This is a genomic window from Xanthomonas prunicola, from assembly GCF_025266575.1.
Taxonomy (GTDB): Bacteria; Pseudomonadota; Gammaproteobacteria; order Xanthomonadales; family Xanthomonadaceae; genus Xanthomonas; species Xanthomonas prunicola.
The window spans coordinates 3,663,451-3,683,879 of record NZ_CP096142.1; the positions used below are offsets into that span (position 1 = coordinate 3,663,451).

Consider the following 20,429-nt stretch of genomic DNA (forward strand, 5'->3'; position numbering starts at 1 on the left):
GATAAATAAAATGTATGGAAAATCAACTAAATACTCTGATCGCTACCTCGCGCCGCTTGTCCGCGTGAGCCGATCGGAGTTGATGCTTGAGTTGGTATCTCGCCTGTGATTCTCGCTGTTTGATTCGCAGAATTCTCGCCCCTACTTATTTGCTGTTGATCACCCCGAGCTATCTGCTGCGGCACATACGACCCAGCCGGCTGCCCCTGTGGTCCGGGGCTGGCTGCAGTCCCAAACGCCGAGTAGGCCATGAACGTGCCCATATTGCCCTGCCACAGGGCTGCGGCGATGGTGGGGACGGTGACGATGAGCATGGTCATGATCAGGCCGATACCGCCTTGCTGCAGGGCCTGGCTGGAGAGGCCTTCGGCATTGCCGAAGGGAATGAACTTGACCGCCCAGTAGGCGGCGGCCACCTTGGCGGTGAACTTGAGCACCATGGACGTGACCACCGACAGCATGGCCATCGAGAACAGCGTGCCGATGATGTAGAACAACCACTTTTTGAACAGATCCTTGGTCTGGTCGAAGATCAGCGCCAGGATGAAGATCGGCCCGATGCCGATCAGGAAGGCCATGGTGAACTTGAACAGCAGCAGCATTGCCCCGGCCGCCATCGGTGGGCTGGCGGTGCCGAAGCCGGCCAGCATGACGGCCCGGCCCTTCTTTTCCAGCATTTCCGGCTCGGTGGACTCCACTCGCACCGCATCCAGCGCGGCCAGCGCGATCTGGGTGTAGGCCAGGTTCTCGTCGATGGCATCAGCAGCGGTGCCTTCCTTGCCGGTGAACAGGGTGTGGATCTCCTTGTCCAGGTTCTGGGTCATGCTTTGGTGCAGCATGGCGCCATTGGCGCCCAGGGCCGAGGCAAAGCTGATGATGAGGGCGACCTTGCCGGCCTTGATCATGGTGGCCATGGCGCTCTCGCGCGATTGCCCGGTGGCGATGCGGTAGCCCAGGATCAGGATCCAGAGCGTGGTGACGGTCAACGCGATGGCGCTGACCCAGCGCATGGCGCGCCCCATCAGATCCATGCCGAATTCCTGGATTTCACTGTTGAAGTAGTCATTGACCAACTTGAAGAAGACGAAGTCGCCGAGATTGGCATCCGCCAAGGGCTGCAACCGGTGTGTCGCACGCGGCGCACACCGGGCTGCCGTGACAGTCGGCATTGGGGCAGTCATGGGTGCTACCCGCTCGATCATGGCCTTACATTACACGTGCAGGCGATTGCTGAGTCATGTCCGCCTGCGACCGCTGCGCGTCCAGTGCACGCGAGTGTTGCTGGCTCTCTTGCAGCGGCGGCACGTCAGCCGACAGGTCCACCTTGGCGCGGAAGCCCGGCGTGTTGCCGACGATCCACGCATTGCCGTCTTGTAAGGTCACACTGCGCAGCTGGTTAACGTCCACGATGCCAGCGCGTTTGGCTTCGACGGTGACGTACATGGCCTCTGCCGGCGAAGTGCCTGCGGGGAGCTTGCTGTGGATGGCCTGGTAAAGAGGATCGTTGGGTATCGATGCGGGCGTGGGCTCAACGCAGCGCTCAGGCGCTCCGCCTAACGGCATCTTCCAACCTGGCGGGACATACGTCGGTGCGTGCTGGGTTTGCATCCGCTCTTGCACCTCCTGCCAGCGCGCCGCTGCTATCTCCGTATGTCCGGCGCCTGGTGCCAGAGTGCCGCGCATGTAATCAATGCCATCGGCCAGGGTCATCGCCTGCATGCTACGTGCACCGAGAGTGGCGCCAAGTCGCATCGACTCAACATCGTCGCGATACTTGTCGATCATCGGTGCATATTGCTGGGCCAACTGCTGCGCTTTGGGGTCTTCCAGTACTGAGCGATCCGGCTTGCCATTACCATCCACCGGCAGGAAATTGTGGATGCGGTGCGAGTCGCCGAGCGGAATGGCCACAAGAGGATTACGCGCATCCAGCATGCTGCGGGTATTGTCGTAACCGGCCTGTTCCAGCAAAGCGATCTCCTGTGGCGCGGCATAGAGCTTCACTTGGCCGTAGTGCTTGCTGGCAGCACTGACCGCATCGCCGGCCATCACGTGATTGATGACATCGGTGCCGCCTTCGGGAATGCGCCGGTCCAGGCTGACCGCGCCGTAGGCGTTGAAGGTTTCGCCCTTGAGGCCGAAGTGGTGGGCGGTGACCTGGGCCAGGTTGCCGCCGAGGGAGTGGCCGGTGACAGTGACTGCCGGTGTATGCCCGTCACGCTTGCCTCGCCGCTCAGCTATCTCCATTGCATGCCGGGTGAGTTCAATTGCATCGGCAGCTTGGTTATTGTGACGAGCTGCAACCATACCACCATCTGCGTAGGCGCCATCTTGTTTGGGTTGACGATCAAATTCGGTGCCGCGATGGGCGACGACAATTTCGCCTGTATCTATTCGCTGATAGATGATGCCTTGATAGCCGGATGGAGTATCAACATATTCGAGCCGCTTATAGGGAGCGCCGCCGATATTTGCCGTTCGACTATTTTCGCCCGTTTCATTTGGATTTTTATAAACATCGCTTGCCAGCGCAGCATATTGTTGTGCGGTCAGAGTCATGGTGCGTCCTTTCTGGCTATCAACGTCACTTTGAACAACTGCTTGCGCAAATCTTCCTTGAATTGACTTGGGTCTGAGTGGCCTGAGTCGGGGTAGTTGCTCATCTCATCTTCGGGATACCCACCTGACCAGAAATAGGTCGCAGCCGGAATGCCGCTCAATAATTTATCTTTGTATAGACCTGGCTGAAACCTGGTTTCTTCGTGTCTCCCGGTAGCCTTTAACGAAACATCTATGCTAGTGAGTTCCCATCGGCAGACTCCCTTGGCATAGTAGTCCGCATCAACCATACCATCGGCGTAGATCGTCGCGACGTATGTGGATGAATCGCGCTTCTCAAAGTGGATGGGGATGCCATCTTCATCAGGCTTGCTCCACACCCCGGCAATGGGCTCGATTGGAGTGCATTGCTTGTGGTTGGTCATCTGGTAGAAGGCCGTGCCTGAGATCCACTCAAACGGCCCCGGCGCATCCTTGATGGTCATCGTTATCCGGTACGCCTGCGTCGGATGCGGGTTCTTCTGGTAGACCGGATCGCTGGTCGTCGCGTCGGATTTTGAGGATGGGGCAGTCATGGGCTGGCATCCTGCAAGTAAGAAAGGAAAGAGGAAAATGAAGCAGCTGACAGTCTTGAATATCATGGCCTAGCTTCTGTTGTTGGCGTGCACTTCGTAGTGAAGGGACGCGGCGTAGGATGCGAAGCTTGCTCCCTAGCGATCCACTCTGCCGCCGCGATGCATCAGTTCGATAACCAAGACAACTGATAGCAAGTAGTTCAGTCAATAGGTAATCTATCATGGTGCTAGCTGCTGAAAGACCCGCGATTCTTTAAGCTGCATACCACGGCTGTAGTAAATGCAAACTACTGCACGGTCCGCTTGTTGAACTCTGCGGGTTACCATGGCGATGGGCGGTGGAGCAAGCGCGGGGAGACATGTCAACCGACGCCACGTTGAAGCGGTACGGGTTGAAAGCCGCAAAGGTATCGGTGGCTAGATCGATAGGGAGGTAGTCATCAGTCATCACCCCAAGCGTGCAAAGTGAAGGGGTCGTTGTGTAGTAGGGGCCACTTCGTAGTGGCCGTCTGCATTAGGCTGAGCTGCTTACTAAGGAACAGAAAAGTACATAAAAAAAACAGTAAAAATTTTACGATTTTAATGGATGCCTTTGATTGAAGGTATGTCGTGATTTTCTAGTAAGTTAGTATTTTTTAAATATGGGCTTCGTACATTCGGTATAGATGGATCTGCATTTTGCGGCTGGGTTATTCTTTTCGCAGAAAGATAGTGCGTTAGTATTAGCCATTTCTTCAGTTGGAGCCCCCGCGTATGCCATGACGCCTGGAATGGCCTTTTCATCACGGTAAGGCTCTACAATTGCGGCGCATTGATTGTAATAGGTGAACTCAATTTTGCACTCTTGATTGCTTTGTTCTTTACACTTTAACAGGGCGGCATCTTGAGCACTTTTTTTCCCCCTTTCGCCTACTGAGACACCTAGATTATCGCCGCCGTCGCTTGCAATTGCCCCCCAGGTATTAATCCACTTTCCGATCGGTCTCGGTTGCTTCTGCACCGAATCTCCTTGAGGGATTGGCGCGCAGGCAGCGGCTCCCTGTCCGCCTATCGGGAATTGACCTGGCGGGCATCCTTGCTCCGCATTAGTCTCGGGAATTCCGAGTGTAAATAGCGCGATGCCAAGCAAGCTAAATCTGGTCAAATAAGTCATTTAAAATTATCTCCTGACCACGTTGGGAACTTAACCTTGGTCACGGGTATTCTGCGCAGCAAGTCCTCTTGAGCCAACTGCAGCGGCTTCGGGCTGTTCCGACCGTGCTATAGACTTAGTTGCTGCTTGGATAGTGTTGCTCTGTCCGCCTTCAACTGATGTCTGATTGTTTTGTCTATGCTGCGGCATATACGACCCAGCTGGCTGCCCCTGTGGTCCGGGGCTGGCTGCAGTCCCAAACGCCGAGTAGGCCATGAACGTGCCCATATTGCCCTGCCACAGGGCTGCGGCGATGGTGGGGACGGTGACGATGAGCATGGTCATGATCAGGCCGATACCGCCTTGCTGCAGGGCCTGGCTGGAGAGGCCTTCGGCATTGCCGAAGGGAATGAACTTGACCGCCCAGTAGGCGGCGGCCACCTTGGCGGTGAACTTGAGCACCATGGACGTGACCACCGACAGCATGGCCATCGAGAACAGCGTGCCGATGATGTAGAACAACCACTTTTTGAACAGATCCTTGGTCTGGTCGAAGATCAGCGCCAGGATGAAGATCGGCCCGATGCCGATCAGGAAGGCCATGGTGAACTTGAACAGCAGCAGCATTGCCCCGGCCGCCATCGGTGGGCTGGCGGTGCCGAAGCCGGCCAGCATGACGGCCCGGCCTTTCTTTTCCAGCATTTCCGGCTCGGTGGACTCCACTCGCACCGCATCCAGCGTGGCCAGCGCGATCTGGGTGTAGGCCAGGTTCTCGTCGATGGCATCGGCAGCGGTGCCTTCCTTGCCGGTGAACAGGGTGTGGATCTCCTTGTCCAGGTTCTGGGTCATGCTTTGGTGCAGCATGGCGCCATTGGCGCCCAGGGCCGAGGCAAAGCTGATGATGAGGGCGACCTTGCCGGCCTTGATCATGGTGGCCATGGCGCTCTCGCGCGATTGCCCGGTGGCGATGCGGTAGCCCAGGATCAGGATCCAGAGCGTGGTGACGGTCAACGCGATGGCGCTGACCCAGCGCATGGCCCGCCCCATCAGATCCATGCCGAATTCCTGGATTTCACTGTTGAAGTAGTCATTGACCAACTTGAAGAAGACGAAGTCGCCGAGATTGGCGTCCGCCAAGGGCTGCAACCAGTTCATCCCGCCCTGAAAAATAACGTCCATTGCTGTCTGCCTGTGTACCGTAGTGAGGCTGTGGTTGCCTGCTAATCCATTTACTTAGACAGCGCAATCTTCAATGCGGCTGCTTGGATGACCTGCCCAAAAAGGTTGTTCTTGTCGCCATCGAGCGCGCGCTTGGCTAGCAGGCTCTGGTCATCCTTGAGGCCTGCGATGTAGATGTCATAGGCCTTCATCCTGGCTTCCCAGTGGCTCAGTTCCATCGCATTGCGTGCTGCATAACGCTGAACTTCGTTGTCGTTTGCTGCGAGCGCACCCTGCTTGTCACCGCCCCCATCGCGCTGGCGTTGCACACGTTCGAAGTCTCTGGCGCGTTCCATCAGGCGCTGTATCATCAAAATCGCTTCGTTGTACTGCGAGTTTTGTGCTATCACAATTTGCTTGCAAACTTCTGTTTGCTTTTCTCGCAAATTGTTGCCAGTTAGCGAACCCAATGAAATCGGTACCATTTTTTCTATAACGCCCCCAATGCCGGAAGCTCCGGGGCAATAGGCGTCCATTCCGTAATACGTATCGCGCAGGACGAAGTTATTTTCCAGTTGGGGCTCATTGAACTGCAGGCGCTGCAACTTAATGAGCTGCTGCTGATAATGCTGCAGCTGCTGTTCATACTGCTTGATCGTCTCGGTCCAGCGCTTGGCCTGTTCCGCATATTCCTTGAGATCCTTTGCCATCCCCGTAGGGTTGGTGACCACCACCTGCGCGTTGGCAGATCCTGCACACAGCCCGATGCTTAGCAGCAGGCCGGCGGCGAGGCGGGAAATCGGATGGCGGAGGCGGCGGGAACGTGCGGTCATGGCGAGTCTCGTCGATCTTTTCAGTGCAGATGGATGATGGCGGTAATAGCGACAACAGAAATCAGGAATGGAGGCAGATACGCGTTGGCAGACTTGCCCAACTTATACGTCATGCGCTCGTGGTGAATGAGTGAGGCCGTTTCTTCAGCACACAGGCACCCCGCGACAGAGAATGCCGCCTTGGGGCGTTGGGAGAGGGTTGCCTGCTGAAGCCATGATCCTTATGCGCGATGAGGCAGGTTTGGAGCGAACTGTGGCACACACTTAACCAAATTTCTACCAAGCCAACAGGGCCGCGCCGGCCGGCACTGCCGCCGAGATGCAGGCCTGTCTTGGTCTATCTGGTATCTGTAGGAAAATTCCTACAGTCAGTCGCGGCATTTGCCTGCGTGGCATCTCTACGGTGATGTCAACGGGCGGCCGGGTGCCCACCGAAGTCGCCCGCAGCTTGACGATGGTCTTGGGTGCCGGCCCAGCATGCTTTCAGCAGCTGCGCCGGTTACATGCCTGAGCAGGCGAGCCTTTGCTGTGGCAGCTGCTCTCTGGCTGGAGACGGTCGTTTCGGGTCACCCCTCCCACGCCGGCAATTTTTTCGCCACCGCCACGTTCTTCAACGTCACATACTTCGGTAACCCATCGTTGCCGTAGGTCAGCGGGGCTTCGCCCTTGATCAATGGGGCGAAATAGCGGCGGGCACGCTCGGTGATGCCGAAGCCGTCCTTGCGCAGGAAGCTGGGTGGCATCTTCTTTTCGTGATTGGCCACCTTGTGCAGCGGGGCGGGCACGATCTTCCAGCGATAGGGGGCGTCGCTGACGCGTTCGATCACCGGGATCACCGCGTTCATGCCCTTGAGGGCGTATTGCACGGCGGCCTTGCCGACGGCCTGGGCCTGTTCCCAATCGGTCTTTGATGCGAGGTGACGTGCGGAGCGTTGCAGGTAGTCTGGCAGCGTCCAGTGCACCTTGTAGCCGAGTTCCTGCTTGACCTGTGCGGCCAGGAACGCGGCGACGCCGCCGAGCTGTGCGTGGCCGAACGAGTCGGCCGCACCGCCGGCATCGGCGACGAAGCTGCCGTGTGCGTCCTGGATGCCTTCGCTGGCGACCACCACGCACCAGCCCACCTTTTCTACCACGTGCTTGACCTTGGCCAGGAACGCGGCCTGGTCGTAGGCGCGCTCGGGCAGCAGGATGATCTGCGGTGCCTCGTCCGGTCCTTGCCCAGCCAGGCCTGCGGCGGCGGCCAGCCAACCGGCGTGACGGCCCATCGCCTCGTAGATGAACACCTTGGTGGAGGTGTCGGCCATGGCGGCGACATCCAGTGCCGCCTCGCGCACCGACACCGCGGTGTATTTGGCCGCCGAGCCGAAGCCGGGGCAGGTGTCGGTCACGGCCAGGTCGTTGTCGATTGTCTTGGGCACACCGATGCAGTGCAGCGGGTACCCGTAGGCCTTGGCCAGCTGCGACACTTTCCAGGCAGTATCGGCCGAATCGTTGCCGCCGTTGTAGAGAAACCAGCGCACATCGTGTGCACGCAGCACATCGAGCAGGCGCTCATATTTGGCGCTGTCCTGTTCCAGCGACTTGAGCTTGTAGCGGCACGAGCCAAATGCGCCGCCGGGCGTCTGCGCCAATGCGGCAATGGCTGCGGCGGATTCTTTGGAGGTGTCGATCAGCTCCTCGCGCAGCGCGCCCAGGATGCCGTTGCGGGCAGCCAGGACCTTGATCTTGCGCGCACGCGCTTCGGTGATGACGCCGGCGGCGGTGGCGTTGATGACGGCGGTAACGCCGCCGGATTGGGCATACAACAAGTTGCCAATAGTCATAAGGGGACGGGCTCCTCACATGGGGACATGGCGCAGGGGGACAGTGCCGGGACATTCCCCGGATGCGGTAAGCTGCACGACCATACGGTCAGCGCTGGCGAAGGCTTGAGTCTAACGCCGCCAACCGCAACGCGTTTTTATTCGAAAGTGGAGTCCACTGATGCGATTGGTTCTATTGGGACCGCCCGGTTCGGGCAAGGGCACCCAGGCGACACGTCTCAAAGACACGTTTGATATCCCGCATATTTCTACCGGCGACCTGTTACGCGCCGAAGTGGCCGCCGGCTCGCCGCTGGGTCTGAAGGCCAAGGAAGTGATGGCACGCGGTGATTTGGTGTCCGACGATATCCTGCTCGGCATGCTTGAGGCGCGCCTGGGCCAAGCCGATGTCGCCAAGGGGTTCATCCTCGATGGCTATCCGCGCAATGTGGCACAGGCCAATGCGCTGGATGCGCTGCTCAGCAAGATCGGTCAGCCGCTGGATGCGGTGGTGCAATTGGATGTGGCCAGCGAATTGCTGGTCGAGCGCATCGCCGGGCGCGCCAAGGCCGAAGGCCGCGAAGACGATAACCCGGAATCGGTGCGCAAGCGTCTGCAGGTCTATACCGATTCCACCGCACCGGTGATCGGCTTCTACGAGCAGCGCGGCAAGTTGGCGCGGGTGGATGGCGTGGGTTCGCTGGACGAGGTGCTGGAGCGCATCCGCAAGGCGCTCGGCCGCTGAGTCGGCAGGGACCGGGCGCAAGGCCCGGTCGTTGGCAGTCGCCACGTCTGGCCGCGCTGCGTTCTCGTCGGCATCGCCCAAAAGAAAAACCCCGGACGTACAAGACGTCCGGGGCAGAATAACGCCAGCAGTAGGCTTGCTCAGAGCCCCAACAGCATGAGCTCCCTGGGGATTTGGCCTCTTGGGGAGTAGGACCAAAGGGATGCTGCGACTGGCGTTCAGCATGGTGATGGATGTGACGCAGTTCGCATATCGGGAAATTCCCGACAGTATGGTAGGAATTCCCCGACACCTGGGCTTGCGTTGGATTGGAATGTCCCGTAACTCCGGTGATCGGCGACAATGGGCGGCATGACCAAACTCCACATTCTCGGCATCGCCGGAACTTTCATGGGCGGTGTGGCCGCCCTGGCGCGTGAGCTGGGCTGGCAGGTGGAAGGCAGCGACCAAGCCATCTATCCGCCGATGTCCACCCAGCTGGAAACGCTGGGCATTGCGCTGGCGCAGGGCTATGCGCCGTCCAATATTTCGCCGGACGCGACCGATGTCGTCGTCGGCAACGCCTTGTCGCGCGGCAATCCGGCAGTGGAGGCGGTGCTGGATGCCGGCCGCCGCTACACCTCGGGTGCGCAATGGTTGGCAGAGCAGGTACTGCCTGGCCGCGACACGCTGGCGGTGGCAGGCACCCACGGCAAGACCACCACCACCACGATCCTGAGCTACCTGTTGGAGGCCGCTGGGCGTGCGCCGGGGTTTCTGATCGGTGGCGTGGCCGAAGATTTCGGCGTGTCGGCGCGGCTGGGACAGGGGCGTGAATTCGTGGTGGAAGCCGACGAGTACGACACTGCGTTTTTCGACAAGCGCAGTAAGTTTGTGCATTACCGGCCACTGGTGGCGATTCTCAATAACCTGGAATACGACCACGCCGATATCTTCCCGGACGTGGCAGCGATCCAGCGCCAGTTCCATCATCTGGTGCGCACAGTGCCGGCGCGCGGGCGGCTGATCGTCAATGGCGAAGACGCGCACCTGGCCGAAGTGCTGGCGATGGGCTGCTGGACGCCGGTGGAGCGCTTCGGTTTCGATGCGTCGCTGGACTGGAGCGCGCGTTTGATCGCGGCCGATGGCAGCGCGTTTGCGGTGCTGCACCGTGGTATGGAGATTGGCCATGTGCAGTGGCCGCTGGTTGGGCGACACAACGTACTGAATGGGTTGGCGGCGTTGGCGGCGGTACATGCGGTTGGCGTCGATCCGGCGACGGTGATGCCAGCGTTGGTGCACTTCCAGAGCGTCAAGCGACGGCTGGAAGTCATTGGTAGCGCGCGTGGGATCACCGTGTACGACGACTTTGCACACCATCCCACCGCCATCGCGACGACGTTGCAGGGCTTGCGTGCGAAGGTCGGTGCAGCGCGCGTGGTGGTGGCGATGGAGCCGCGCAGCAATTCGATGCGACTGGGCGCGCATGCGCAGGCGTTGGCGCCGTCGCTGCACGATGCTGGCGCAGTGGTGTTTCTGCATCGGCCGGAACTGGCCTGGGACGCCGCACCGATCATTGCGCAGGTCCGAGGTGAGGCGCGCGTGGTACAGAACGTGGATGCATTGCTGCAGACGCTGGGTGAGATCGCGCAGCCCGGCGACCATGTGGTGTTCATGTCCAATGGCGGTTTCGATGGCGCGCCGCGTCGCTTCCTGGCGCAGCTGTCCTGATGGTGCCGCTCATGTCCGCCGCCGAGACCGGCGCCTTGCCGTTGTTTCCCTTGCACAGCGTGTTGTTGCCGGGCGCGGCGATGGGGTTGCGTGTGTTCGAGCGCCGCTATCTGGATCTGGTGCGCGAGAGCGGCCGCAATGGCACGAGCTTCGGGGTCTGCCTGATTCTGGACGGCACCGAGGTCGGTGCGCCGGCCACGCCGGCTGCCTTCGGCACCGAAGTGCGTATCGAGGATTTCGATGTCGGTGCCGACGGTGTGCTGGTGCTGCGCTTGCGCGGTACGCGTCGCTTCCATGTGCAGCGCTCGCGCATCCGCGACAACGGCTTGGTGGTGGGCGAGGTGAGCTGGTGCGAGCCTGACAGCGACGACGAATTGCGCCCCGAACATGGCCTGCTGGCCACGGTGCTCGAGCGTATGCTCGAACAGGTGGGTGGCGAATTCGCCTCGGTGGGGCCGGGCTTGCTGGACCAAGCCGCCTGGGTGGGCTGGCGGTTGGCCGAGCTGTTGCCGCTCACCGAACAGCAGCGTCTGTCGCTGTTGCAGCAGGACGACCCGCATCAGCGGTTGGATCAATTGCTTGCGTGGATGCCGTGAGACGCTGACGTACAGACGCTGACCGCCCCATCACCGCACTTGCACTGCTGCAACGGCACACTCACCGCGCTTGAGTGCGCTGCCGATGACATCCACGCTCTGGATGCGCGCAATGGCCGCACTCGCTCTCGATCCACGGAGTGAGCCTTGATCATCGATGTCAAACCGCGTGTGTCGGATGTAGTCAGTCAGGTCTGGCGGACCCTGTCTGTGTTGTTCGTGTGGGATGTGTTGATCACGATCATCTACTACGTGTTGCCGTTCCGTGCGCCGGCGTTGCCGCTGACCATCTTCGGTTCGGCGCTGGCGTTATTCCTGGGTTTTCGGGCCAATTCGACCTATCAACGTTGGTGGGAAGGGCGCGTGCTGTGGGGGCAGATGATCAACGCATCGCGCAATCTGGTGCGTCTGAGCATGAGCATTCTGTCCACGCCGGACGCCGCAGCGGTGGGGCGCACAATTGCGCTGCGTCAGATCGCTTACGTCAACGTATTGCGCTGCCAGTTGCGTCGGTTGCCCGTTGCCACAGCACTGCAGTCGCGTCTGGATGCCGATGAAGTGGTCGCGGTGAGCACCCGCACCAACGTGGCCAACGGCTTGCTCGACATCACCGGTCGCAGCGTGGAGCAGGCGCGGCGCGAAGGCTGGATCGACAGCATCCAGCAGGCTAGCGTGGAGCGTATCCTGGTGGATATCGCCAACGCACAGGGCGGTATGGAGCGTCTGAAAAATACCCCGCTGCCGTACCAATACCGCTTCTATCCGAACCTGTTTACGCGGCTGTTCTGTGTGCTGCTGCCGATCGGGTTGGTGGAGACGCTGCAATACGCCACGCCGGTCGGTTCGACCGTGGCCGGCTTGATGTTTCTGGCGGTGCTCAAGATCGGCGACGAGCTGGTCGACCCATTCGCCAACACCATCCACGACCTGCCGCTCGACACGATGTGTCGCACAGTGGAAATCGATGCGTTGCAAGCCATCGGCGACCCGGCGCCGGAGCCGATGCAGCCGGTGGATGGCGTGTTGTGGTGAGGCATTGCACGCTCGACCAACGCAGCCTGCGCACATTCGAACGGCGTTGAAGCGCCATAGCCCGGTCGCCTTGCGAGACGATTGAACGGTTCGAATGGTGGTAGAGCGGCTGGTGTGCCGGGTCCTTGTGGGCGGGCAAGCACCCGTCGAGATGGTCGGTGTGTCAGTGCAGGCGACAGGCGACGTTCGCTGGCGATGTGACAAGGGGTGGCCCGTTGGTAGCGCCCAAGCAGGAAGTCCAATCCTCTCCGCATGAAGAGCTGCTCTCTCGCGCCACCAGCCAACTGTCGGGTGCGATGTCCTGGCCGATCGCGGGACCGTTGGCGGCATGGATCGCGCCATCGAGCTTCCAGGGACGGGTTCAGCGCGTGCCCCGCGAGCGGCGAGGGCACCGCGCACTCGAAGAGCTAAGCTTTCACCCAAAAAATGCGGGTGTATCCAGACGGCGCCAGCACGCTACCGCGATCGCTACAGCGTTCAACTGGCATTGCTGTCAGCCCTCTCTACAGTACTGCGCGATCGTGCCCCGCTTGCTATTGCTGCAAGATCAATCAACGACGCTGTTGTGGCGGCCCCGATCCAGCAGGATTGGACACAGTGGTTTCTGCCCGCGGTGCAACGTTGTCTTTGTTCTCGCCACACACCGCACTGCCCGAGGTGGTGTCGATCAGGATCACCGGCACCTGCGAGCGACGACGCTGCTGCATGCGATGCGGCAGCGGGCCGAGTGCGTCGCGCAATGCGCTCAATGCTGGATCGACGCCGCGCAACGGGTACCACAAGCCGATCAGGCTGAAGTGGCGGCTGTAGCGCAAGGTCTGGGTGCTGCCGACCCATAGCGGTTGTGCATTCGGTTGCAGGCGTGCGGCCGCCGGCCACAGACGCAGCACATGCACATGGCCGGGTGCAGCGTGGCGCACCATCAATAGCGCTTCGACCTGGGTGTCCAGCGTGGCTGGCAGAATCGGTACTTCGTCCGGGCGGCCGCTGACATCGAGCAGATGCAGCGCTTGTTCCCAGCCAGCCTGCGGCTGAGCCCGCCAGCCGCGCGCTTCTAGCTGGCGCTGCAGCGGGGCGAGCGGACCGGCCAGCTGCACGTCCAGCGGCCAACGCTGATCGTCGTCGAATTCGTTGCGGCGTGCCGGCAGCAGGCGCCATTGGCCTTCCCACCAGGCGTTTGCCGGCAACTCCATCAACAGCGGTGGCGGCGGTTCGAACTTGGCCAGCTTGGTGTCGAGATTGCGTGGCGCAAAGAAGATCGCGCAACTGACGAACACGCCGTAGAAGATCCACGACACCGGCTTGACCCAGAACGCGCGCGTCGCGCGGCGGCGATAGGCGATGCCCAGCACAAGCAGCCAGAAGATGCCGAACAACATGCCGCCGACCACATCGCTGAGCCAATGCGCGCCCAGGTACAGGCGCGCGAAACCGATCAGCGACACGATGGCGCCGCTGACCAGGTACGGCCACACGCGGCGGCGGCCGGGCAACTCGCGCGCGATGAGCAGCGCGAAAAAGCCGAAGCCAATGGTGGCCATGGTGACCGCCACGGACGGAAACCCGAAGCCGCTACTGGCTGCAGGCGGGCGCACCACCTGCACGGTGGCGCCGAGGAGTTGAGTCAGCGCAAGGCCGAATGCCAGCGCGATGACCCAATGGGCCACGGCCATCCAGCGACGGCGCCAGGCCAGGTAGCCCATCGCGGCGGCAATGGCCGGCAACAGCACTTGCCAGTCCCCCAACGAGGCCAGGGCAACCATCGGGTAGTCGGCCAATGGGTTGCGCAGCGCCAGCATCAGGTCGTGTACCGCCAGGTCCACGCGCAGCGGCTCGCCATGCGCCAACACCACCATCAGCAGCACGAACCAGCCCCAGCCGAGCAGCAACAGCATCAAGGCCATCATGGCCAGCGGCACCGATTCGCGACGGCGCGGATCGAATACGCTGACCGACCAATTGCCCAGCACCGGATGCCGATGCGACCACTCCAGCAGCCGCGCCAGCAGGGCATCCAGATGGCCTGCCGACCAGCGGTACGAATACAGCACCACCGCCCAGGCAAGCCCGATCACGGCCGCCAGCAATGCAACCACGACGAATAGCCGCCCGGCCACCGCGGCGACTGCATCGTAGGCGGTGCCCAGCACCCAGCCCGGCACCAGGAACAACAACGCCCACGACACGCAGGCCAGGCCACTGGCGACCAGGTAACGCTTGAACGGCATGTGCGACATGCCGGCGATGGCCGGCACGAACGGCCGCACCGCGCCGACGTAGCGCGCGATCAGGATGCTCTTGAAGGCATTGCGTCGGAACAGCAGCTCGCCGCGTTCCAGCAACTGGGGATAGCGGCGGAACGGCCAATACGTGTGCAACTGGTGACCCCAACGATGGCCCACCCAGAAACTCAGCGCATCGCCGACGAACGCGCCCAGGGTGGCGCAGACCACCGCATACGGCCCGTTGATCTGGCCGAGCCCGATCAGCACGCCGATGGCGAACAGCAACGGCAGCGCGGGCACGATGGCGCCGAGCACGATCACCGCATCACAGAATGCGATGGCAAAGATCACCACGCCAGCCAAGGTGGGGTGGTGTCCGATCCACTCCAGCGTGGCGTCGATCCATGAGTTCATTCCCGAATTATAGGTGGGCATGGCGACGACTGACTTGCGCCACGCTCACATCGGGCGGTTGGCTTCACCTGCGGTTGCAACCAGGCGGCCGCGCGCGCCGATGGCATCGGCGTGCACATCAATGGCGGTATGGCGATGCCGGCCGCCCGCCTACAATGGGGGATGAGTCACGAGCCCACCGGCAATCTGCCGCTGAAGTCCGATACGTTCGGACGCATTTTGTTGATCCGCGATGGCGAGCACGTGTTCGTGCGGCGCGACCTGAGCGTGGCGCCGTGGCTGTTGCGCGGCGTGGCCTGGTGGCTGGCACGTCGCGAAGCGCTGGCGCTGCGGCAGCTGGATGGCCTGCCGCACACCCCACGTTTGCTGCAGTGGGACGGGCGCCATCTGGACCGCAGTTATCTAGCCGGCGCTGCGATGTACCAACGCCCGCCGCGCGGCGACCTGGCGTATTTCAGGCAGGCACGCCGGCTGTTGCAGCAGTTGCATCGTCGCGGCGTGGCGCACAACGATCTGGCCAAGGAAGCCAACTGGCTGGTACAGGACGACGGCAGCCCGGCAGTGATCGACTTCCAGCTGGCAGTGCGTGGTCACCCGCGCGCGCGCTGGATGCGTCTGCTTGCCCGCGAAGATCTGCGGCACCTGCTCAAGCACAAGCGCATGTACTGCCCGGCCGCACTCACCCCGGTGGAACGCCGCGTGCTCAAACGCACCTCCTGGGTACGCGAGCTATGGTTCGCCACCGGCAAACCGGTCTACCGCTTCGTGACCCGCCGCGTGCTGCACTGGGAAGACAACGAAGGGCAGGGACCGAAGCCCTGAGGGGCTGGGAATCGGGAGAGCGCATCGCGAAAGCTGTTTGTTCGTCGGTTGCGGAACGTTCAAGGCGATAAGCTTTTCCCATTCCCCATTCCCATGACCCTATCCGGCAAAACCTTGTTCATCACCGGTGCCTCGCGCGGGATTGGCTTGGCGATTGCGTTGCGGGCGGCGCGCGATGGGGCGAATGTGGCCATTGCGGCCAAGTCGGCGGTGGCCAATCCCAAATTGCCAGGCACCATCCATAGCGCGGCTGCGGCGGTGATTGCGGCCGGTGGGCAGGCGCTGGCACTCAAGTGCGATATCCGCGAAGAAGATCAGGTGCGCGCGGCGGTGGCGGCGACGGTCGATGCATTCGGCGGGATCGATATCCTGGTCAACAACGCCAGTGCGATCTGGTTGCGCGGTGCGCTGGACACGCCGATGAAGCGCTTCGATCTGATGCAGCAGGTCAACGCGCGCGGCAGTTTTCTGTGCGCGCAGGCGTGTCTGCCACATCTGCTGCAGGCGACCAATCCGCATATCCTCAGTCTGGCGCCGCCGCCGTCGTTGAACCCGGCGTGGTGGGGCGCGCACACCGGCTACACGCTCGCCAAGATGGGCATGAGCCTGGTCACGCTGGGGCTGGCAGCAGAATTCGGTCCGCAAGGCGTGGCCATCAATGCGTTGTGGCCGCGCACCGTGATCGCCACCGATGCGATCAACATGCTGCCTGGCGTGGACGCAGCGTCCTGCCGCCGGCCGGACATCATGGCCGACGCCGCGCATGCGGTGCTAACGCGTTCAGCGGCCGGATTTCACGGACAATTCCTGATCGACGACGAGGTGCTCGCCCAGGCCGGCATCACCGACCTGAGCGGTTATGCGGTGGATCCGTCGCGTGCGTTGTTGCCGGATCTGTTTCTGGACTGACGACCAACAAGCTGGCGGCTGGATGCTTGCAGCGCAGGTGCACGGCGGCCAGCATGGGTGCCGCATGCGGCGTTGCGCACGATGTCGCCGCAAGTCGTCGTCGCAGGCACGCTGTGGCACGCACGAAGAGTTCACAGCCCTGTCTGCTACCGTGCGCGCTGAAAACGGTTCCAACAAGGAGGTTTCGACGTGACCCTCAACGTCTTGCGCCCAATCAGCCGCAGGCTGGCCTGTGATGACACGCGCCGGACGACAACGACACCCGATACGCAAAGGTGAGCCTCTGCTCGCACGCTTGATGGTCGCGTCTGCGGTGAATTCGCAGGCCATGCCCCAGACATTCTCCATGGAAAGCCACATGACTCATCGCCTTCGTTATGCGCCGCTGACTGCGGCAATCGCGCTTGCCGCACTGCTTGCCGGCTGCCAGAAACACGCGCCTGCCGCCGCGATGGAAAGCGCCGACAAGATCAATGCCTACATCGCCTGTTTCAATGGTGTCGAACAGCCGATACATGAGAGTTACCAGACCTATATCGGTTGGATGCAGGACCCTCAGGCCGGACCCACCGGCAAGGAACGCGGGATTCGTGCGCCGGCCACGGTGCTGTCGCATCGGGTCGAGGCATGCGGTGCGCCGATGACCGCCGCGTTGGCACAGCAACCGGTCAACGCCGAGCTCGACCCGGTCGCCAAGACGTATCAGGAACGCTTCACCATGCTCAATGAGCGTATCGGGGAGGCGGTGCGCTACTACAGCCGCGAGGATTATCTGCGCGACGACGCCAAGGGCATGCGCGCACTGCACGCACCACTGATGCAAGCCTATGCCGCTTTCTTCGAGGCCGGCGAAGCGATGAACGCGGCGTTGGAACACAACGAAGACACGCGGCGCCAGGCACAGATCGATGCGATCGAAAAAGCGCAGGGTCGCAGCGCAGCGTGGTATCACCTGAACATCATCGGCGAGGGCAAGCAGCTGGTGAAGGTGCTCGACAGCGACACGCCGGATCTTGCCGCAGCGCAAGCGCAATTGGCCGACTACCAGCGCATTCTGGAAGACGCGCAGAAAGCCAAGGCCGGCCAGGGCGATGCAATGTGGGGCCACATGGAGCGTGCTGCAGACAAGCTTGCGCGTGACGCAGGACGTCTTGTCGAACGTATTCGCAGCAAGACCCCGCTGAGCAAGAGCGAGCACATGTTGTTGGAAAGCGGCTCGATGCCGCCGGGTGGAACCCGTCAGGCGGTGCTTGCCAGCTACAACGATCTGATTGACATGAGCAACCGCATGTCGCATTGATGCCTTGTACGCATCGTTGCGGTGTGCAAATACAGTTGAATTGCTGATTGCGTTGCTGATGCCGTCGCTCTGCGAACCATGGCCGCGCATCGACCATCGACACGCCTGTCAGCGCCCCGCAGCCGAGTCACAGACCATCTGCACTGCGATCGCTTTCGCGCGCTACGCGAGAATGTGCAGGGGCGCGCAGTCGGTGCCGGCAATAGCTCTGCTAGATGCCGCCTCGCGCAAGGGCCATGGCCGCCTGCAGCTGCGACGTCATCTTTTCCTCGTCGAAGTCCGCAACTCCGCATCAGCCATTGGAAACCTCCGGCAGCGGCTCGGCGCATTGCCGGCAATAGCGTGCGTCGGCTGCGTGGCCCTCCAGCCGGCAGCGGACGCAGTTGCGTATATCGCGTTTGCCGCTGTGGCCGCCCTCGCGCAATGAGCTGGCCGGCTCTGCCGTGTAGATGCCGGTGGGCACGGCGATGATGCTGTAGCCGATCAGAATCAAGGCCGAGGTCACGAAGCGGCCCAGCGTGGTTTGCGGCACCACATCGCCCAAGCCCACCGTGGCCATGGTGACGATGGCCCAGTACATGCTGGTCGGGATGCTGGTGAAGCCGTGTTGCGGGCCTTCGATGATGTACATCGTGGCGCCGGCGATCACGGTGATGGTGAGGACGGTGAACAGAAACACCAGCACCCTGCGCCGGCTACGCCAGAGCGCGTCCAGCAGTTGTCCGCTCTCTTCGATGTAGCGGGTGAGTTTGAGGATGCGGAACAGCCGCAGGATGCGCAGCACGCGCACCACCAGCAGCGTCTGCGCGCCGGACACGAAGAAGGAGAGATAGCTGCAGGATCGACAGCAGATCGATCACGCCCCATACACTGAGCGCGTACTGCAGCGGGCGCCGCACCACCGCCAGACGCAGCGCGTACTCGATGGTGAAGATCACCGTGAACGCCCATTCCAGCGGCACCAGCCAGCCCGCGGCATGCGAATGAATGCGCGGTACGCTGTCGATCATGATCACCACCACGCTCGCCAGGATCGCGACCACCAGCATCAGGTCGTAGTGCGCGAGGGACGGGTGTCGTGGCGATAGATGAGGTCGAACCACTGCCGGCGCCAGCCATCGTCGGTGGCGGGAGTGAGTTGCGGATCTGAGAAAGGACGCATGCGCGCATTGTGCCGCAGGCCGGCGAATGCGCGAGAATGCCGGTTCTCCCTCCGCTTCTGCGACCCATCCTCATGAGCACCGCTGCCGATTCGCCCCTGTCCCTCGCGCACTACTACCTGCCGGTGTATCGCCCGCGCCAGGTCGTGTTGGAGCGTGGCCAGGGCAGCCGCGTATGGGACGACCAGGGGCGTGAGTATCTGGATCTATCGTCGGGCATCGCGGTCAGCGGGCTCGGCCATAACGATCCGGATTTGATGGCTGCGCTCACCGAGCAGGCTGGCAAGCTGTGGCATACCAGTAACGTGTTTTTCAGCGCACCGCCGCTGAAACTGGCCGAAGAACTGGTGACTGCCTCGCGTTTCGCGCACAAGGTGTTCCTGTGCAATTCCGGCACCGAGGCCAATGAGGCGGCGATCAAGCTGGTGCGCAAGTGGGCCAGCAGCCAGGGTCGGCCGGCCGACAAGCGCGTCATTGTCACGTTTCGCGGCAGTTTTCATGGCCGCACGCTGGCGTCGGTGACTGCGACCGCGCAGCCCAAGTATCAGGAAGGCTATGAGCCGCTGCCGGGCGGATTTCGCTACGTGGATTTCAACGACGTCGCGGCGCTGGAAGCGGCGATGGCCAGCGGCGATGTGGCCGCAGTGATGGTGGAGCCAATCCAGGGCGAGGGCGGTGTGATGCCGGCGGCGCCGGGCTTTTTGAGCCGTGCGCGCGCGCTATGCGATCAGCACGATGCGCTGTTGGTACTGGACGAAATTCAATGTGGCATGGGCCGTACCGGCACGCTGTTCGCGCACTGGCAGGAGCAGGTGACGCCGGACATCGTGACACTGGCCAAGGCACTGGGTGGCGGTTTCCCGATCGGCGCGATGCTGGCCGGCCCCAAGGTGGCCGAAACCATGCAGTTCGGCGCGCACGGCACCACCTTCGGTGGCAATCCATTGGCCGCAGCAGTGGCGCGCGTGGCGCTGCGCAAGCTGGCCTCGCCGCAGATAGCCGACAACGTGGAGCGGCAGTCGGCGGCGTTGCGTGCTGGCCTGGAAGCGCTCGATGCCGAGTTCGGCCTGTTTGCACAGATTCGTGGGCGTGGCCTGATGCTGGGCGCGGTGCTTGCGCCGGCACATGCCAGGCAGGCGGGTGCGATCCTCGATCTGGCAGCCAAGCATGGCTTGCTGCTGCTGCAGGCCGGACCGGATGTGCTGCGCTTTGTGCCGGCACTCAATCTGACCGATGCCGAACTGGCTGATGGTCTGGCGCGGTTGCGTTTGGCGATTGCCGAGTACATCGCGCAGCCGTGATGTCCGGAGGTGCTGGCGCACTTTTTCGCCGGCGCCGAGCCGGCTGGAGGGTGTTGCAGGATGTGTGGCGTGTGGCGCGCGTTGCCGCAGTGCGCGCGGACTTTTGACTGCCTGGGTGGGATGACTATCTGCCGCAGTACGCTCACCCCCAGCCCC

Annotated in this window: 16 protein-coding genes and 1 pseudogene; 8 read left to right on the forward strand and 9 right to left on the reverse strand. The window is 61.9% G+C overall.

Annotation, left to right across the window (positions count from 1 at the left end):
* Positions 1–26 precede the first annotated feature (26 nt).
* From M0D43_RS15740 to M0D43_RS15770, 7 genes are all read right to left on the reverse strand, one after another.
* On the reverse strand, positions 27–1,169 hold the full coding sequence (locus M0D43_RS15740; RefSeq protein ID WP_252165088.1) for a TrbL/VirB6 family protein: 1,143 nt from the start codon (positions 1,167–1,169) through the stop codon (positions 27–29).
* A 37-nt stretch (positions 1,170–1,206) separates the two neighbouring features.
* Positions 1,207–2,559 (reverse strand): Tle-like phospholipase domain-containing protein, encoded by a 1,353-nt coding sequence (locus M0D43_RS15745; protein WP_252162150.1) that lies wholly within the window; start codon positions 2,557–2,559, stop codon positions 1,207–1,209.
* Complete coding sequence (locus M0D43_RS15750; RefSeq protein WP_252162151.1) at positions 2,556–3,134, reverse strand: hypothetical protein; 579 nt, start codon at positions 3,132–3,134, stop codon at positions 2,556–2,558. The genes M0D43_RS15745 and M0D43_RS15750 overlap by 4 nt, the downstream gene beginning before the upstream one ends.
* A 625-nt stretch (positions 3,135–3,759) precedes the next feature.
* On the reverse strand, positions 3,760–4,287 hold the full coding sequence (locus M0D43_RS15755; RefSeq protein ID WP_260807353.1) for a DUF4189 domain-containing protein: 528 nt from the start codon (positions 4,285–4,287) through the stop codon (positions 3,760–3,762).
* A gap of 30 nt (positions 4,288–4,317) precedes the next feature.
* Entirely contained in the window at positions 4,318–5,445 is a 1,128-nt protein-coding gene (locus M0D43_RS15760; protein WP_252162152.1) for a TrbL/VirB6 family protein, read from the reverse strand.
* A gap of 50 nt (positions 5,446–5,495) precedes the next feature.
* Entirely contained in the window at positions 5,496–6,257 is a 762-nt protein-coding gene (locus M0D43_RS15765; protein ID WP_252162153.1) for a hypothetical protein, read from the reverse strand.
* 566 nt (positions 6,258–6,823) lie between these two features.
* The gene (locus M0D43_RS15770; RefSeq protein ID WP_252162154.1) at positions 6,824–8,080 is read right to left on the reverse strand and encodes a 6-phosphofructokinase; all 1,257 of its coding nucleotides are present in this window, start codon (positions 8,078–8,080) and stop codon (positions 6,824–6,826) included.
* A gap of 160 nt (positions 8,081–8,240) precedes the next feature.
* Here M0D43_RS15770 and M0D43_RS15775 point away from each other — a divergent pair, with 160 nt between their 5' ends.
* The 4 genes from M0D43_RS15775 (at position 8,241) to M0D43_RS15790 (ending at position 12,142) form a co-directional block, all read left to right on the forward strand.
* Positions 8,241–8,804, forward strand: a complete 564-nt coding sequence (locus tag M0D43_RS15775; protein ID WP_252162155.1) for an adenylate kinase — start codon at positions 8,241–8,243, stop codon at positions 8,802–8,804.
* 342 nt (positions 8,805–9,146) lie between these two features.
* Positions 9,147–10,514 (forward strand): UDP-N-acetylmuramate:L-alanyl-gamma-D-glutamyl-meso-diaminopimelate ligase, encoded by a 1,368-nt coding sequence (gene mpl / locus M0D43_RS15780; protein WP_252162156.1) that lies wholly within the window; start codon positions 9,147–9,149, stop codon positions 10,512–10,514.
* Positions 10,514–11,110 (forward strand): LON peptidase substrate-binding domain-containing protein, encoded by a 597-nt coding sequence (locus M0D43_RS15785; RefSeq protein WP_252162157.1) that lies wholly within the window; start codon positions 10,514–10,516, stop codon positions 11,108–11,110. Before mpl ends, M0D43_RS15785 begins: the two co-directional genes overlap by 1 nt.
* A 147-nt stretch (positions 11,111–11,257) precedes the next feature.
* Complete coding sequence (locus M0D43_RS15790; RefSeq protein ID WP_252162158.1) at positions 11,258–12,142, forward strand: bestrophin family protein; 885 nt, start codon at positions 11,258–11,260, stop codon at positions 12,140–12,142.
* Between the two features lie 551 nt (positions 12,143–12,693).
* On the opposite strand, the gene M0D43_RS15795 is transcribed toward M0D43_RS15790, so the two are convergent.
* Positions 12,694–14,781 carry a bifunctional DedA family/phosphatase PAP2 family protein gene (locus M0D43_RS15795; protein ID WP_252162159.1) on the reverse strand — a complete coding sequence of 696 codons (2,088 nt, stop codon included), beginning with the start codon at positions 14,779–14,781 and terminating at the stop codon, positions 12,694–12,696.
* A 162-nt stretch (positions 14,782–14,943) separates the two neighbouring features.
* On the opposite strand from M0D43_RS15795, the gene M0D43_RS15800 reads away from it, so the two are divergent.
* From M0D43_RS15800 to M0D43_RS15810, 3 genes are all read left to right on the forward strand, one after another.
* The gene (locus M0D43_RS15800; protein WP_101362025.1) at positions 14,944–15,603 is read left to right on the forward strand and encodes a serine/threonine-protein kinase; all 660 of its coding nucleotides are present in this window, start codon (positions 14,944–14,946) and stop codon (positions 15,601–15,603) included.
* A gap of 93 nt (positions 15,604–15,696) precedes the next feature.
* Entirely contained in the window at positions 15,697–16,512 is an 816-nt protein-coding gene (locus M0D43_RS15805) for an SDR family oxidoreductase (RefSeq protein ID WP_252162160.1), read from the forward strand.
* Positions 16,513–16,870: 358 nt separating this feature from the next.
* Positions 16,871–17,812: a YiiG family protein gene (locus M0D43_RS15810; protein WP_252162161.1), complete on the forward strand. Its 942-nt coding sequence runs from the start codon at positions 16,871–16,873 to the stop codon at positions 17,810–17,812.
* 292 nt (positions 17,813–18,104) lie between these two features.
* On the opposite strand, the pseudogene M0D43_RS15815 reads toward M0D43_RS15810, so the two are convergent.
* A pseudogene (locus tag M0D43_RS15815) lies at positions 18,105–18,974 on the reverse strand (ion transporter).
* Positions 18,975–19,046: 72 nt separating this feature from the next.
* Between M0D43_RS15815 and M0D43_RS15820 the strand changes: the two are divergent.
* Positions 19,047–20,273: an acetylornithine transaminase gene (locus tag M0D43_RS15820; RefSeq protein ID WP_252162162.1), complete on the forward strand. Its 1,227-nt coding sequence runs from the start codon at positions 19,047–19,049 to the stop codon at positions 20,271–20,273.
* Positions 20,274–20,429: the final 156 nt, after the last annotated feature.